The organism is Hyphomonas polymorpha PS728 (assembly GCF_000685315.1).
Taxonomy (GTDB): Bacteria; Pseudomonadota; Alphaproteobacteria; order Caulobacterales; family Hyphomonadaceae; genus Hyphomonas; species Hyphomonas polymorpha.
This window is the reverse complement of record NZ_ARYM01000013.1, coordinates 30,632-46,729: the sequence shown is the minus strand read 5'-3', so window position 1 is coordinate 46,729 and position 16,098 is coordinate 30,632. Positions and strand designations below refer to the sequence as shown.

Sequence of the window (16,098 nt, the reverse complement as noted above, 5' to 3'; positions counted from 1 at the left end):
GCGCTGCGCCGCAGCTCAGGCCTTGAGCTTTGGCAGGCCGGTTTCCGCGCGCAGCCGCGCAATCATGGCAGGTACATTGCGCCCGGCGATATAGCCCCAGGGCGTCTGGAAGGCCGTGGCGCCGATCGCCGAAAGGTGGGGCTTGAGGCGTGCCGTGTCCTTGAACAGGGCGAGCAGCACGGCGAAATTATTGTGCGCAAACCCGGCCTCGGCGAAGGACAGCTCCGGCCCCGCAGTAAAGCGCTGCCGGAAATGATCGTCGAGTTCGGCAATCTCCGCCCGGAAAGCAGCTGACTTCACCTTCTCTCGGAAGGCGGCGATTTCGGCCCCATCGTCATTCATGGCAGTCTGGTAGAGCCATTCCTCGATCCAGGCACGGGCCTTCAGCGCCAGAAAAGATGCATTCGGCGCCCCGTCCATGGCGTTTTCGGCCGCCGCGTGCATCTCGCCGACACTGCCATGCCATTTGGGGGCGAGGTAGTTCATCCGGGCAAGCTCGGCCAGCACATTGGCCTCGCCGGTGGCGCGCAGATCCGCTGTGGCCGCTTCAAAGCCACCCGCAGGGGCGCCGATGAGCATCATGGCGCGAAAGCGGAAGCCATGCAGCGCGCTGTCACCGGGCGTTGCTTCGGCAGCCGCTTCCAGCAGGTCTTCGGCGACGGCGGCCATCTCGGCCATGTCCATCACCTGCGTGTCGCTGGTGCGGTCTGCAGTGGCAAAGCCGCGCAAGCGGTGGGCCCAGACGTAATGCAGCGCCCCGGCGATGGCATAGAGCGCGGGATGATCGTTCAGCGCCGGCAGGGGCGCCCCGATCTCCGACAGCTGACCGAGCCCATCGAGGAAATGGATACGGTCTGGCGGCGGCAGGCCGGCATAAAGCTCAGCCAGCCCGCGCCCCTTCCCGGCCTCCAGCAAGGCAAGGCCCGGCGCAACATGGCGGTTACCCTCGGCGAGATCGAAGGCGGCTTGTTTCTTCCCGAACAGTCCGAACACGGCCTAGCTGCCAGGCTGCAGCTTGTCCTGCGTCTTGGTGTCGAAATCGCTGGCGTCATGGCGTTCCCAGAGCTGGGATTCCGGCTTGCCGTAGACGCGATTGACCATGCGGCCACGCTGGACGGCGGGGCGTTCGGCAATCTGCTTCGTCCAGCGCTGGACGTTCTTGTAGCTTTCCACTTCGAGGAATTCGCCCGCCTCATAGAGGATGCCCTGCGCCAAGGCGCCATACCAGGGCCAGATGGCCATGTCGGCAATCGTGTATTCGTCGCCCGCCATGTATTCATGATGGGCGAGGTGGCGGTCCAGCACGTCCATCTGGCGCTTGGTTTCCATCGCATAGCGGTCGATCGCGTACTGGATCTTGACCGGGGCGTAGGCATAGAAGTGGCCAAAGCCGCCGCCCAGGAAAGGCGCCGAGCCCATCTGCCAGAACAGCCAGCTCAGCGCTTCGGCGCGCTTGGGGTGAGACTTCGGCAGGAAGGCGCCGAACTTCTCGGCAAGGTACATCAGGATCGCGCCGGATTCGAAGACGCGCACGCCTGCCTCGGTGGAGCGGTCAAACAGCGCCGGGATCTTGGAGTTGGGGTTGATGTCGACAAAGCCGGAGGAGAACTGGTCGCCATTGCCGATATTGATCAGCCAGGCGTCATATTCAGCGCCCGAATAGCCCAGCGCCAGCAGTTCCTCGAGCATCACGGTGACCTTGACGCCATTGGGCGTGCCCAGGGAATAGAGCTGCAGCGGATGCTTGCCGACGGGGAGTTCCTTCTCATGCGTGGGACCGGCAATCGGGCGATTGATGTTGGCGAACCGGCCGCCCGCATCCTTGTTCCAGGTCCAGACTTTGGGCGGGATGTAATCTGAATCGCTCATGGCAGTCCTCCGATCGGGGCTTTGTTCTGTTGTTCCAAGGTCATGTTTAAACGGCATTTTACAAGGCCGAAACCTTCAAGCGCGCGATCAACCCTTGCCGGCGCCGGCAAAAGGCCATAGGGGAGGAGGATATTTCGTAACTAACGGAGTTTCGTATGAGCCCTCCCCGCCCGTCCCTGGCGCTCTCGGGCGCGTTCAGTGAAGACCATGCCAAGGCCTATGATACCCAATTCTCCGCGCTCAGCGGAATTCAGGCCTGTATGCACCTTCTGACCGATGCCTATCTCAGCCCGTTGCCGGAAGAGGCACGCATCCTGGTGGCCGGGGCGGGCACGGGCGCCGAAGTGCGCTATCTTGCCCCCCGCCATCCCGGCTGGCGCTTCACGCTGGTGGACCCTTCCGGGCCCATGCTGGCCATCGCCCGCCGCCATGCCGAGGCCGAAGGCTTTGCAGATCGTTGCAGCTTTCATGAGGCGTATGTGTCCGAAACACCGGTGGAGGCGCATGACGGGGCCACGAGCCTGCTCGTCTCCCACTTCCTCACCGATGCCGCCGCGCGCCAGGCCTATTTTGCAGACATTGCCGCCCGCCTGAAGCCGGGGGCCCGCTTCATCAATGTTGATCTCAGCACGGATGATAACGCGCCCAGCTTTGCAGGCGTCATGGGCCTCTGGATGGATATCTTCCGCCTTGGGGGGCAGACGGAGGAAAACCGGGCCAATTACCTGAACGCCTATGGCAAGCAGTTTGCCGCCCATGGGCCGGAACAGGTCGCCCAAATGATTGAGGCGGGAGGCTTCACGCCCCCCGCCCCGGTATTTCAGGCCGCGCTGATCCGCGGCTGGACGGCGACGCGCGCCTAGACTTCCAGCAGCATCCGCTCGGGATCTTCCAGCGCCTCTTTCACGCGGACGAGGAAGGTGACGGCTTCCTTGCCGTCAACGATGCGGTGGTCGTAGCTGAGGGCAAGATACATCATCGGCTTGATGACGATCTGGCCACCCCGGACGATCGGGCGGTCCTCGATGCGGTGCATGCCCAGCACGCCGGACTGCGGCGGGTTGAGGATCGGGGTCGACATCAGGGAGCCGTAGATGCCGCCGTTCGAGATGGTGAAGGTGCCGCCCTGCAGGTCGCCGATGGTGAGGGCGCCGTCGCGGGCCTTCTTGCCGAGATCGGCAATGCCCTTTTCGATTCCGGCCAGCGACATCTCGTCAACACCGCGCAGGACGGGCGTGACGAGGCCCTTCTCCGTGCCGACGGCAACGCTGATGTCGTAATAGTTCTTGTAGATGATGTCCTGGCCATCAATCTCGGCGTTGACTGCCGGAACTTCCTTCAGGGCGTTGGCCACGGCCTTCACGAAGAAGCTCATGAAGCCGAGCTTGATGCCATGGCGGGCGACGAAGGCGTCCTGGTGTCTCTTGCGCAGGTCCATGATGGCCGACATGTCGACATCGTTGAAGGTCGTCAGCATCGCGGCCGTATCCTGAGCTTCCTTCAGGCGGCGGGCGATGGTCTGACGCAGACGCGTCATCCGTACACGTTCTTCACGGGGGCCAGTTTCGCGCGGCGGCTTTGCAGCGGTGTCGGACATGGTCGAGGAGCTTGCTTTCGGTTGATTGACGTAGGCCAGGGCATCAGCCTTGGTGGCGCGGCCATCGCGGCCCGTGCCAGGAATGTCGGACGGGCTGACGCCGGCCTCGGCGGAAATGCGGCGCACGGACGGAGACACAGGACGGTCGCCCGTGGCAGCCGGCTGGGCAGCGGCCTTCGGCGCCTCGGTTTTGGCCGGGGCTTCAGCCGCCTTGGCCGGAGCCGCGCCAGACGCGCCGATCCGGGCAATGACGGAACCGGGGGTGACCGAGTCGCCTTCCTTCACCAGCCATTCGAGGATCACGCCGTCAGCGGGGGCGGGAACTTCCAGCGCCACCTTGTCGGTTTCGATCTCGGCGATGGTTTCGTCCTTCTTGACGCTGTCGCCGACCTTCTTAGCGAAGTTGGCGATCGTGCCTTCGGCAACGCTTTCACCCATCACCGGGACTTTGACATCCGTAGACGCACCACCTGAAGCCGCAGGGGTAGGCTTAGTTTCCGCCTTCGGCTCAGCCTTGGCTTCGGCCTTTGCCGGCTCCTTGGCCGGAGCGGGCTTGGACGCGGCAGCGCCGCCCGCATTCAGGCGGCCGAGCACGGCGCCGATATTCACGGTATCGCCCTCTTTGGCGACGATTTCGGAAAGGACGCCGTCTTCGGAAGCGGAAACCTCAACGGATACCTTGTCGGTTTCAAGTTCGACGAGGACTTCGTCCTTCTTCACCGCATCACCGGCCGATTTCAGCCATTGGCCGACGGTGGCTTCGGTAACGCTTTCGCCGAGTGTGGGAACAACGATGTCTGTCATGTGTCGTGTCCGTCTCTTCTTATGGATTATCAGGGAGAAACGATCCGGTCATCGACCGGGTCGGGCGAGAGGGCTGTCTTGATCAGGTTGGCCTGTTCGGCCTGGTGCTTGGACAGAAGGCCCGTCGCGGTCGCCGCAGAGGGCGGGCGGCCGGCATATTTCGGGCGCGGCTGTTTGTAGCCTGCCTGAGCGGCACACCATTCGATCTCATCACGGATGAAGGTCCAGCCGCCCATATTGCGCGGTTCTTCCTGACACCAGACGAGCTCGGCCTGCGGGAAGCGTTTCAGCTCGTTGATCAGCGACTTGCGCGGGACCGGATAGAACTGTTCCACGCGCAGCAGGTAGATGTCGTCCTGCCCCGAAGCCTCACGGGCCTCGAAGAGGTCATAATAGACCTTGCCCGAACACAGCACGACACGGCGCACCTTGTTGTCCTTGGCGAGCTTCACCTTGCCTTCACGGCCCGGCGTTTCAGCATCGTCCCAGAGGATGCGGTGGAAGGTGGACTTCGTGTTCATATCGTCCAGCGTCGAGGTGGCCAGCTTGTGGCGCAGCAGCGATTTGGGCGTCATGATGACCAGAGGTTTGCGGAACTCGCGGTGGATCTGGCGGCGCAGGGCGTGGAAATAGTTCGCCGGGGTCGTCAGGTTGCACACCTGCATGTTGTCTTCCGCGCACATCTGCAGGAAGCGCTCGAGGCGGGCCGAGGAATGCTCCGGACCCTGACCTTCATAGCCATGCGGCAGAAGCATCACGAGGCCCGACATCCGCAGCCATTTGCGCTCTGCCGAGGAAATGAACTGGTCATAATAGACCTGCGCGCCGTTGGCGAAGTCGCCGAACTGGGCTTCCCAGCAGACCAGCGAATTCGGATCGGTCAGCGAGTAGCCGTATTCATAACCCAGCACCGCCTCTTCGGAGAGCAGCGAGTCGATCACCTCATACGGCGCCTGGCCATCACGGATCTGGTTGAGCAGCGTGACGCGGTCGCCGGTCGTCTGGTCGACGATATGGCTGTGGCGCTGCACGAAGGTGCCGCGGCCGCAATCCTGGCCAGAGAGACGCACCGGGAAACCTTCGTCGAGCAGGCTGGCGAAGGCCAGATGCTCGGCGCCGCCCCAGTCAATGTCCTTGCCGGTCTCGTAGCTTTCGCGGCGGCGGGCGATAACGCGCTCCACCGTCTTGTGAACGTCAACGCTTTCCGGAATGCGGGTGATGGCGTCGCCCAGTTCCTTCAGGCGCGTCTTGGACACGCCCGTCTTGCCGCGGCGGTCATCATCCAGCGGCAGGCCGAAACCCGACCACTGACCTTCCAGCCAGTCTGCCTTGTTGGTTTTCAGCGTCTTGCCAGCGTCAAAGGCGCGGTCGAGGAAATCCTCGAATTCCTTCACCTGCGCGTCGACTTCGGCGGCGGTCAGCAGGCCCTCGGCGACGAGGCGCTGGGCATAGATTTCGCGCGTGGACGGACGATCCTTGATGACGCGGTACATGACCGGCTGGGTCATCGTCGGGTCATCGCCCTCATTGTGGCCGAAGCGGCGGTAGCAGAACATGTCGATGACGACATCCTTTGCAAACTTCTGCCGGTATTCGGTGGCAACCTTGGCGGCGTAGACCACGGCCTCCGGATCATCACCGTTCACATGGAAGATCGGTGCCTGCACCATCAGCGCCACATCCGAGGGATAGGGCGAGGAGCGCGAATACATCGGGCTCGTGGTGAAACCGATCTGGTTGTTGACGATGAAGTGGATGGTGCCGCCGGTGCGGTAACCCTGCAGGCCCGACAGCGCGAAGCATTCGGCCACAACGCCCTGCCCTGCGAAGGCAGCGTCCCCGTGCAGCAGCAGGGGCAGCTTGTGCGAGCGGTCGAGCTTGCCGGTCTGGCGCGATTCCATGAATTGCTTGGCGCGCGTACGGCCGAGCACGACGGGGTTGACCGCCTCAAGGTGGGAGGGGTTCGGGTTCATGGTGAGGTGAACGACATTGCCGTCAAACTCACGGTCAGACGAAGCGCCGAGGTGGTATTTCACGTCGCCCGAGCCGAATTCGCCGGCGCCCTGTGTCGAGCCGCCCTGGAATTCGTGGAAGATCTTCTCATAGCCCTTGCCCATGACGGCCGCGAGCATGTTGAGACGGCCCCGGTGAGGCATGCCGACGACGATCTCGTTCACGCCGAGGGCGCCGCCGCGCTTGATGATCTGCTCCAGCGCCGGAACGGCAGCTTCGCCGCCATCGAGACCGAAACGTTTCGTGCCCGGATAACGCTTGTGCAGGAAACGCTCGAAGCTTTCCGCCTCGATCAGCTTGCGGAGGATCGCCAGCTTGCCCTCGCGGGTGAAGGCAACGCCCTTGTCGGGGCCTTCGATCCGTTCCTGCAGCCAGGCTTTCTCTTCGGGATCGGAGATGTGCATGAACTCGATGCCGAGCGTCGAGCAATAGGTGCGGCGGAGAATGTCCAGCATCTGCGCCGGGGTGGCGTGTTCGAGGCCGAGATAGCCGTCGATATAGATGCTGCGGTTCATATCTTCCGGGCCGAAGCCGTAGCTGGCCGGGTCAAGTTCAGGCTGGTCGCCGAAGCCGGAGAGGCCGAGCGGGTCGAGCTGAGCGGCGAGGTGTCCGCGGATCCGGTAGGCGCGGATCATCATCAACGCGTGGATCGAATCGGTCACCGCGCGGGTGACTTCCTCAGCACCCATCGCAGGGCTGGCGGATTTGATCTTCTTTTCGAGCTTGGGCTCGATCAGCGCCCAGTTGCCATCAAAGGCGGCAATCTGCTCGCTGGCGGCCGGACGCGGCCAGTCCTTGCGTTTCCAGCTGGCGCCCTCTGCGTTCTGGGTGGCGCTTGCAGCTTCATCGCCAAGCTCAGCGAAAAAGGCGCGCCAGCTCTCAGGCACGGAATTGGGGTTTTTGGCGTAAGCCGCCTGCATCTGTTCCAGCCAGTGGGCAGAGCCCCCGTACAGGAACGCAGTATCCAGCATTGCCGCATTGCCCGTGCTGCGGGGACCATTCACCGGGCTGCCATCGTCGGCCATCTAATGTCCATCCTTCCAGAGTTGCCGCCCCCGGCGACTGATATAGGGACGGACCTTACCCCCTGCCCCTACGTGAAGCAGGTTATGCTGCAACGCCCGCCCCAGGAATACGCCGAGGGCGGGCGTCACGAATCTATAACACTATAGGGTCTTTCTAACCCTTTAGCACCTCGACAAGTGTGGTGCCGAGACGGGCCGGGCTGGGGCTGACGCGGATGCCCGCCGCTTCCATGGCCGCGATCTTCGACTCTGCATCGCCCTTGCCGCCGGAAACGATAGCGCCGGCATGGCCCATCGTGCGGCCGGGAGGCGCCGTGCGGCCAGCGATAAAGCCAGCCATTGGTTTCTTGCGGCCCTTCTTGGCCTCGTCGATCAGGAACTGAGCGGCTTCTTCTTCGGCAGAGCCGCCGATTTCGCCGATCATGATGATCGATTGGGTTTCGTCGTCAGCCAGGAACATTTCCAGGATGTCGATGAATTCGGTGCCTTTGACCGGGTCGCCGCCGATACCGACAGCCGTGGTCTGGCCAAGGCCGACATTGGTGGTCTGGAACACGGCTTCATAGGTCAGCGTGCCCGAGCGCGAGACGATGCCGACGGAGCCCTTCTTGAAGATGGAGCCCGGCATGATGCCGATCTTGCACTCATTGGCCGTGATGAGGCCAGGGCAGTTCGGGCCGATGAGGCGCGACTTGGACTTCGCCAGCTTCGCCTTGACGCGGACCATGTCCATCACCGGAACGCCCTCGGTGATGCAGACGATCAGCGGGATCTCTGCGTCGATGGCTTCCTCGATGGCAGCGGCTGCGCCGGCGGGGGGAACATAGACCACAGACGCGGTGGCGCCGGTCTTTTCCTTGCCTTCGGCGACGGAGGCGAAGATCGGGAGTTCCTGGCCGTTATCGGCCTTCCACATCTCGCCACCCTTCTTGGGGTGAATGCCGCCCACCATCTGGGTGCCGTAATAGCCGAGCGCCTGATTGGTGTGGAACGAGCCGGTGTTGCCGGTCATGCCCTGCGTCAGGACTTTCGTGTTCTTGTCGATCAGAATGGACATGGAACTTAACCCCGCACCGCTTTGACAATTTTCTGGGCTGCATCGTCGAGATCGTCGGCCGGAATGACGTTCAGGCCGCTCTCGCGGATGATCTTCTTGCCGAGGTCGACATTCGTGCCTTCAAGGCGAACCACCAGCGGAACCGCCAGGTTGGTCTCTTTGACGGCCGCGATCACGCCTTCGGCGATGACATCGCATTTCATGATGCCGCCGAAGATGTTCACAAGGATGCCCTTCACGTTGGGGTCCTTCATGATGATCTTGAAGGCGGCTGCCACCTTCTCCTTGCCGGCGCCGCCGCCGACATCGCAGAAGTTCGCCGGCTCTTCGCCGTAGAGCTTGATGATGTCCATCGTCGCCATGGCGAGGCCTGCGCCGTTGACCATGCAGCCGATGGTGCCGTCGAGGGCGACATAGGCGAGATCCCATTCAGCCGCTTCGAGCTCTTTGGAGTCCTGCTCAGTCTCATCCTTGAGGGCTGCGATGTCCGGGTGGCGGAACAGCGAGTTGCCGTCGAACGACACTTTCGCGTCGAGCACGCGCAGGTGGCCGTTCTTCATGACGATCAGCGGGTTCACTTCCAGCATCGCCATGTCTTTCTCGACAAAGGCTTTGTAGAGGATCGGGAACAGTTTGAGGCCGTCTTCAGCGGCCGAACCGGTCAGATTCAGGGCTTCGTTGATCTTGGCCGAATCAGCTGCCGTCACGCCGGTCAGCGGATCGATGCCGAGGGTCAGGATTTTCTCAGGGGTTTCATGGGCGACCTCTTCGATGTCCATGCCGCCTTCAGTGGAGACAACGAACGAAACTTTCGAGGTGGAGCGGTCGACGAGGATCGAGAGGTAGAGTTCTTTCTCGATGTCGGCGCCGTCTTCGATGTAGAGGCGGTTGACCTGCTTGCCGGCGGCAGAGGTCTGGGCCGTGACGAGGTGCTTGCCGAGCATCGCTTCGGCATGTTTTTTCACGTCTTCCTTGTTGAAGGCGAGGCGAACGCCGCCTTTTTCACCGGCTTCCGGCTCGATGAATTTGCCCTTGCCGCGGCCACCTGCGTGGATCTGGCTTTTCACAACCCAGAGCGGGCCGGGGAGCGTGTCGATTGCCTTCTGCACATCGGCGAGCGAAAGCACAGGCACGCCTTCTGCCACAGGCGCCCCGAAGGATTTGAGCAGCGCCTTGGCCTGATATTCATGGATGTTCATGGAGTGGTTTCCCTGTCCGGCCTCACGGCCCGCCAGCATTCCGCTGGTTACCGTTTCCGTTCCTCTTTGACAGGGCGGCTATATACACGCCTGAAATGATGCTGCAACAGGCTGAGTACCAAGTCGCGTACTTAGCTTTGCTCGCCTTCCGTGGGGTCACGGGGCACGATTTCAACACTCGCCAGCGGGCTGGGGAGGATGGGGCCGCGCTCGCCTGCCGGGGGAGACTCGGCCGGGGCGCGCTGGCGAACCCGCACGATCATGTAGACGGCCAACAGGCCCAGCATCACGCCGGCAAAACCAAAAAGGCCGACCGCGCCTGCCAGCCGCATCACGACGCCGGAAATCAGCGGCCCCGCAATCGACCCGGCAGCCCAGACAAATAACAGCCCCGACATGACCTGCGGCACCTGTCCCGGCGGGGTGCGGTCAATCGCATGGGAGACGCAGATGCCGTAAAAGCAGAGCGCCCCTGCCCCCCAGATGCCGATCAGCACGAGCACGCCGGTCTCGCCGATCACGGCGCCGAATACGGCAATCAGGATGGCCGCTGCCCCGGCGATGCCGGTAAGCCCTGCGACGACCAGCCGCCGGTCGATGATGTCGGAAAGGCGCCCGGCGGGCCATTGCACGATCAGGCCGCCGATCCATGCAATGGCAATCGCGATGGCCGCCGCTGCCGTGCCGCCGCCCGCCAGGTCGAATTTTTCGAAATAGACCGGCAGCAGTGCCAGCGTGCCCGTATTCACGAGTCCCGCGCCGACCACCCCGATCACGGCAGCGGGCGCGATGGCGAATAGCTGGCCCAGCGGCATGGCTTTCCGGTCTGGCGGCGGGGGCTCCTTCAGCGTCGTCAGGCAGGTGGGCACCAGCGCGAGGGCGAGGAAGACGCCCGCCCAGATGTAGGACCGGCTATCGAGGGGGGAGAGCCCGGCCAGGAAGAACGGCCCGACGATCAGCGAGAGCTTGGCGGCGGTGTGATAGATACCCATCACATTTCCGCGAGACCGGGCGGGCACCGCCTCCCCCAGCCAGCTTTCGATACTGGTGAACATATAGGCGAAGGCAATGCCTTGCAGCACGCGGATCAGCGCCCAGACGGGTGCCTCCTGGATCAGGGCCAGGGAAAGGATGCCCGCCGCGCTGACCCCTGCCCCGGCTGCGAAGAGGCGGATATTGCCGACCAGCGCGAGGGCCCGCGGCGAAGTCCACGCGCCGAGCATGAAGCCGGCCGCGTTCATCGCGGCGACAAAGCCGATCAGCGAAGCGTCCACCCCCAGCCGCTCAAGGCCGAGCGGCGTCAGGATGCCGGTCAGCCCGCCTGCCAGTTGCAGGATCATCACCGACAGGATCAGCGCAAGAACAGAGCGGGTGTCGGTCATGGCCTCGTCCCGGCGGGCCGGGCAGCGGCGCGCCTGTTACTCTCCGGCTGCGGCCCGGAACGGGGCAACCACTTGATTGACGGTTTCGCCGGTGTCGCTGTTGATGGCAAGACGGACCGTACCGCTTTCCCAGTCAATCTCGATGGCGCCGAAATTCTGCAGGGCATAGCCCGCCCCGATCTGTGCCCGGTCCATTTCCGAACTCGTTTGCGAGAAAGACGCATTCATCGAAGATGCCGTAATCTCGTAGGCCGGATAGGGCAGCACCGTCTCGTCCTTATAGAGAAAGGCCGTGTGGCGGTCGCCGGAAACAAACACCACGCCTTCCGCCTCCGTTTCGGCAACCAGGCTATAAAGACGCTCCTGTTCGGCCGGCAGGCGCGACCAGGCCTCAAAGCCGTGGCCATCGGTTGTCATCACCTGAATGGAGGAAACGATGAGGCGCAGATCAGCCTCTTCCTGAAGCTGGTTTTCCAGCCAGGTCCACTGGTCATTGCCCAGCATATCCTGCCCTTCCGAGGTGGACGGAACGTACCGCTCCTTACCTTTGGCGCCCCATTCGTCAGTCGGCTGGAGGGGAGAGCGGAAAAAACGGGTGTCCAGCATGATGATCTGGACGCGTTGGCCCTGCGGGCCAAAGCTGCGGGCATAATAAGTGCCGGGCCAGGCGCCGACATCCTCATTCTCCAGGCCCCAGAAGCGCTCATGAATACGCTCGGCCAAGCGGCGGAAGGGGAACTCGCGGCCCGCATCATTGGCGCCATAGTCATGATCGTCCCAGGCCACCATCATCGGATGTTTCGCCCGCAGAGCCTGAAATTCGGGGCGCGCAGCCAGATCGCTGAAACTTTCGCGCAGCTCATCCAGGGTCGCCTGATTGTTGACATAGGCGCGCCCGTTCATGTCGCCATAGACATTGTCGCCGATCATCAGGAAGAGGTCCGCCTCCTGCGCGGCGACCGTCGACATTGCCGTTCCGTCCGGCGTCTCCTCATTGAAACAGGAGCCGACGAGGATGCGCGTCAGCACATCCTGATCGCCGGGCAGCGGGAGACCTCTGGGCGCGCGGGGGAAGAAGTCTTCCGGCAGCGTGCGGTAATAGAGTTCCAGGGCCGCTTCGGCGCTGGCTGGAGACAGAAGCTCATCGGGCAGCAAGGCGACCTGGCTCGCCGGTATACCGGTGGCAGGTGGCGGCGTTTGACACGACGCCAGCGCCAGAATGGCGGCCGGGATGACCGCAAGTGTCCGAAACTGTCCCATATTCTCCTCCTGAAATCCCTCGGAGGAACTGTAACGGCGCTTCGTGACAGGTTTAAAGCGGCGATTGGCTCAGACGGCAAAGAAGAGGTGCCACATCAGCCGTCCGGGCAGAAAGCTGAACAGGCCGGCCACCAAAAGGCCCCCCACGAATATGCCCGTCATTTCTTTCCGGTGTTTGGCGATGTTCTTCCGCCGCGCAGCCGCCAGCCCCATTGGCAGGACGATCATGGTCCAGGCCGAGAGCGCATGAATGAGGCTGAAGCTGCCCGGATTGATGCTCTGCAGGAAGAAGGAGCTGAGGGCGGTCACAACCATGGCCGCCACCCAGACATAGCCCAGCGTGCGGTGCATGGCCCGCCCCTTCACGCCCGCCAGCAGAATGCAGCCGATGACGAAGGCCAGCGCGGCGCCCACCACATGGGCCTGCAGCACCAGCGGGGATTGCAGCAGCGGGGTGAGATCCACCCGGACCCGGACGGGCCCCTCCCCTTGCAGCATCATGTGGCTGATCACGGCATAGACACCCACCGCCACGCCGGCGGTGATCTTGTAGGGATGGCGCTGGCGCAGGCGGCGAAGGGCGTTTTCAGGTTTGGCGGCGGTAATCGAGATCATGGGGCGGGGCTCCAGAGGCAGGCTGTTTGGGCGGGATCAGCGCCGACGGGCATGGGCCGCCGGCTCTGATGCCTTCAATCTGCCGCCCCTTCCCGCTGCTGCCAGCGGGAGTGCGTGTCTGGTCTGGAATCCTTCGTGAAATACAGCCAGAACAGCTCACGAAGCGCGAAATGCGAGGGGGTTTTCGTTTGCAAAACGCGGGTGACTGGACGCGGCGCCTCAGGGAGATCGGCATCTATGCCGTGATCGGCGCGTTCCTCACCATCATCAGCCCGTATAACGGCTCCGGAAACCTGCCGCTCTGGGGCGCCTACCTTTACTGGACCGGCCTGGTGCTGACCGGCAGCCTCTCCGCTGAGGCCACCCGCACGTTGATGGAGCGCACGGGCCGGAAGTTTGGGGTGCCGGTGATGTTGGCGCTCATGTCCGTCACGTCCGCCCTGGCCGTCACCGCCATGATTATTCTGCTGGAAGCGCTGACCTCGGGCCGGTCCATTCCGCCAGGCTACCTGCCGCGCCTGTTTGGCCTCGTCTGGGTGATCGCCGCCGCCGTAACCGCTGTCGGTATCATGATCGAGCGCACGGTTCTGGCGCCGGTCACCGAACCGGTAAAAGGCGCCAGCCCCGAGGAAACCTTTCTGTCCCGCCTGCCGGTGAAATATCGCACCGCGGAGCTCTATGCCGTCAGCGCGGAGGACCATTACCTGCGCATCCATACCAGCCATGGCGAGGAGCTGATCCTGATGCGGCTGGCCGATGCGATGCGGGAGCTGGCCGGGGCAGACGGCCTGCAGGTTCACCGGTCCTGGTGGGTGGCAAAAAGCGCTGTGCGGGACACCCGCAAACAGGGCAGCAAGCTGAGCCTCGTGCTTCCTTCGGGCAAGGAAGCCCCTGTCTCCCGAACGTTTCAGGCAGAGGTGAAAGCTGCCGGCCTTTCGGCCTGACGCTACATCGTCACGCCGGTGACCGGCTCATGCGAAACCAGCAGCTGTTTGACGAACTCGATATGACTGCGCAGACGGTAGAGATCGTCGGTATAGGAGAGGGGCACTTCCAGCTTGCCCACCTCCACCTGAAGCCGCTCCAGCTGCTTTTCGACACTGATCCGGGCTGACCCCTTCGGCAGCGCCCTGCCCTGGGCTTCCAGCTCTCGCAGATCCTTGTACCAGACATAGATCTTCCGGCGCACGCGCCAGCGATAGATGGGCGGAGCGGCGCGCACCAGCGGAAAGGCCAGCGTCAGCAGCGGAATGGCCAGCACCCAGGCGCGGTCCAGGAAATTGGCTACGCTGAACGGGAAATACCGGCGCAGGAAAGACGGGCCATCCTGATAATAGCGGGCCACCTGCTTGCTGACCGGCAGGTCTACATTTGTCATGTTCGGGAACTGGCCGCCCTTGTTGAAGAGGCTGGGCTCCGAATGGATGAGCATGGCGGTATCAAGCAGCACCGCCTCGATGGCCGGGTGAATGTCTCTGTGGACCGTCAGCTGCGCGATGGCGGCCACCAGCGGCACGTCTCCGACGGGAATGTCAGCGCCGACATCGATCACGCCGCGGATCAGCGTCACCGCCGAGAGGGCTTCCTCCCGCCGCGCCAGCGCTTCGGCCCGGTCAAACGGCAACAGCCGCACCTCGCCGGAGCGCATCAGCGCCTGGATGTAGGCGGCGCCCGGAGAGGCAGCAAAGGCGGCCGCGTCAATCTCGCCCGCAAACAGCGCGGCCTGGGAATCTGTGCTGCCGAGCGACTGGCGCGCGGCCTCCGGCCAGACACCGCCATATTGCTGCTGGATCGAGAGGGCGAGGGCCCGCGTACCGGAACCTTCTGCCCCGATCGACAGGCGCGCGTCCCGCAGCTCCCCGAAACTCTGAGCGGGATGATCGGCGCGGACAAACACCCAGAAGGGCTCTTCAAAGATGCCGCCCGCGGAGCGCAGGAGCTCGGCATCCCTGGCCGTGGCCAGGCCGCCCTGAACGATGGCGACATCCACCTCCCCGGCTTCCAGCATCCGCAGATTGTCGATGGAGCCCTGCGTATCGACGAGGTGAACCTCTATCCCCTGCTCTTCGAGCAGGCGCTGATACCGTTCGGCATAGGCATAATAGGCCCCGCCCGGGGCGCCGGCGGCAAAGCGGATGGATTTGGGTGGGGCGGGGTCCATGGCCGACAGCGCCCAGATGAAACCGATCAGCGCCACGACAATCAACGGGCCGTAGATTTTCCAGAAGTCCCTGCCCGGCATTCGTCTTCCTGTCCCGCTCATGCTGATAGCCCTGTTCCAGCCGGGGCCATTAGAACCGGCAATGCCGCAAGCGCAACTACCGAAGCGGCCAGAACCGCGATCTCAGGCCTTGTGATAAGGCGTTCCGGCGAGGATCGTCATCGCGCGGTAGATCTGCTCGGCCAGCATGGCGCGCACCAGCCGGTGTGGCCAGGTCTGAACACCGAAGGCCAGCGTTTGCGGCGCAGCGGCGCGCACGTCTGCCGAGTAGCCCTCAGCCCCGCCGATCAGGAAACAGGCGTCGCGCATTCCATCGTCCCGCCAGCGGGCAAGGCGGGCGGCAAAGGCATCTGATGTGAGGTTCTCTCCGCCCTCATCCAGGCGGATGATACGGGCGCCTTCCGGGATACGGGCAAGCAGGCGGGCGCCTTCGGCATCCATCCCGCCGCCACTGGCCACCTCGGCCTCCTCCGGCCCCTTGAAGCCAAGGCCGCGCGCCATGGCAGCAGCCCGGCGGAGATAGTCATCCGTAAGGTCACGCTCCGGCCCGTCCTTCAGACGGCCGACGCCGAGTAACTGAAGGCGCATGCCTCAGGTCGCGCTGGCGCGGTGGGCCGATTTGTCGGAAACCCAGATCTTCTCGAGATTGTAGAATTCGCGCACTTCGGGACGGAAGAGGTGGACGATTACGTCACCGGTATCGATCAGCACCCAGTCGGCATTGGGCATACCCTCAACGCTGGGCTTGCGCCCGGTGAGCTTTTTCACTTCTTCAGCAACATGGCTTGCCAGCGCCGCCACATGGCGGCCCGAGCGGCCAGACGCGATGATCATGAAATCGGCGAGAGAGGATTTACCCTGAAGGTCGACCAGGATCAGGTCTTCGGCTTTGTCGTCTTCGAGGGCTTTGCAGAGCGCATCGGCGACCGATCTGATCTCTTCGATCGTGACGCTTTTCGGCGGCTGTGCGCGGGAGGGGGCGGATGACAGGGCGGGGGCTCCTTTGGCTGATAATGTCCTGAAACTACCATGTCAGGCGGGTTTCAACCAGCAAAA

At 63.4% G+C, this 16,098-nt stretch carries 14 protein-coding genes; 2 read left to right on the top strand and 12 right to left on the bottom strand.

From position 1 onward, the window contains the following. Positions 1-15: 15 nt before the first annotated feature. Both HPO_RS11945 and yghU read right to left on the bottom strand, forming a co-directional pair. Positions 16-993 (bottom strand): hypothetical protein, encoded by a 978-nt coding sequence (locus HPO_RS11945; protein ID WP_035598982.1) that lies wholly within the window; start codon positions 991-993, stop codon positions 16-18. A 3-nt stretch (positions 994-996) separates the two neighbouring features. Next, positions 997-1,869, bottom strand: coding sequence for a glutathione-dependent disulfide-bond oxidoreductase (yghU, locus tag HPO_RS11940; RefSeq protein ID WP_035598979.1), 873 nt, complete (start codon positions 1,867-1,869; stop codon positions 997-999). Positions 1,870-2,024: 155 nt separating this feature from the next. Between yghU and HPO_RS11935 the strand changes: the two genes are divergently transcribed. Next, positions 2,025-2,732 (top strand): class I SAM-dependent methyltransferase, encoded by a 708-nt coding sequence (locus HPO_RS11935; protein ID WP_051612562.1) that lies wholly within the window; start codon positions 2,025-2,027, stop codon positions 2,730-2,732. On the opposite strand, the gene odhB is transcribed toward HPO_RS11935, so the two are convergent. The 7 genes from odhB to HPO_RS11900 all read right to left on the bottom strand — a co-directional run bounded on the left by odhB (position 2,729) and on the right by HPO_RS11900 (position 12,821). Further along, the gene (gene odhB, locus HPO_RS11930; protein WP_035598976.1) at positions 2,729-4,270 is read right to left on the bottom strand and encodes a 2-oxoglutarate dehydrogenase complex dihydrolipoyllysine-residue succinyltransferase; all 1,542 of its coding nucleotides are present in this window, start codon (positions 4,268-4,270) and stop codon (positions 2,729-2,731) included. The genes HPO_RS11935 and odhB overlap by 4 nt on opposite strands. Before the next feature lie 29 nt (positions 4,271-4,299). Further along, positions 4,300-7,308: a 2-oxoglutarate dehydrogenase E1 component gene (locus HPO_RS11925; RefSeq protein ID WP_035598973.1), complete on the bottom strand. Its 3,009-nt coding sequence runs from the start codon at positions 7,306-7,308 to the stop codon at positions 4,300-4,302. A gap of 154 nt (positions 7,309-7,462) precedes the next feature. Next, positions 7,463-8,365: a succinate--CoA ligase subunit alpha gene (sucD, locus tag HPO_RS11920; RefSeq protein ID WP_035598970.1), complete on the bottom strand. Its 903-nt coding sequence runs from the start codon at positions 8,363-8,365 to the stop codon at positions 7,463-7,465. Positions 8,366-8,370: 5 nt separating this feature from the next. Continuing rightward, a complete protein-coding gene (sucC, locus tag HPO_RS11915; protein WP_035599218.1) occupies positions 8,371-9,564 on the bottom strand; it encodes an ADP-forming succinate--CoA ligase subunit beta in 1,194 nt (397 codons plus the stop codon). Positions 9,565-9,695: 131 nt separating this feature from the next. Continuing rightward, positions 9,696-10,946 carry an MFS transporter gene (locus HPO_RS11910; protein ID WP_035598967.1) on the bottom strand — a complete coding sequence of 417 codons (1,251 nt, stop codon included), beginning with the start codon at positions 10,944-10,946 and terminating at the stop codon, positions 9,696-9,698. Positions 10,947-10,982: 36 nt separating this feature from the next. After that, entirely contained in the window at positions 10,983-12,206 is a 1,224-nt protein-coding gene (locus HPO_RS11905; protein ID WP_035598965.1) for an alkaline phosphatase D family protein, read from the bottom strand. A 69-nt stretch (positions 12,207-12,275) separates the two neighbouring features. Further along, the gene (locus tag HPO_RS11900; RefSeq protein ID WP_241767911.1) at positions 12,276-12,821 is read right to left on the bottom strand and encodes a DUF2306 domain-containing protein; all 546 of its coding nucleotides are present in this window, start codon (positions 12,819-12,821) and stop codon (positions 12,276-12,278) included. Positions 12,822-13,009: 188 nt separating this feature from the next. Here HPO_RS11900 and HPO_RS11895 point away from each other — a divergent pair, with 188 nt between their 5' ends. Next, positions 13,010-13,765, top strand: a complete 756-nt coding sequence (locus HPO_RS11895) for a LytTR family DNA-binding domain-containing protein (RefSeq protein ID WP_051612561.1) — start codon at positions 13,010-13,012, stop codon at positions 13,763-13,765. 2 nt (positions 13,766-13,767) lie between these two features. Here the strand turns inward: HPO_RS11895 and HPO_RS11890 are convergent, their stop codons facing one another. From HPO_RS11890 to rsfS, 3 genes are all read right to left on the bottom strand, one after another. After that, a complete protein-coding gene (locus HPO_RS11890) occupies positions 13,768-15,063 on the bottom strand; it encodes a TAXI family TRAP transporter solute-binding subunit (RefSeq protein ID WP_241767910.1) in 1,296 nt (431 codons plus the stop codon). 102 nt (positions 15,064-15,165) lie between these two features. Beyond that, entirely contained in the window at positions 15,166-15,630 is a 465-nt protein-coding gene (gene rlmH / locus HPO_RS11885; protein WP_035598961.1) for a 23S rRNA (pseudouridine(1915)-N(3))-methyltransferase RlmH, read from the bottom strand. Positions 15,631-15,633: 3 nt separating this feature from the next. Then, the gene (gene rsfS, locus HPO_RS11880) at positions 15,634-15,987 is read right to left on the bottom strand and encodes a ribosome silencing factor (protein ID WP_114104676.1); all 354 of its coding nucleotides are present in this window, start codon (positions 15,985-15,987) and stop codon (positions 15,634-15,636) included. Positions 15,988-16,098: the final 111 nt, after the last annotated feature.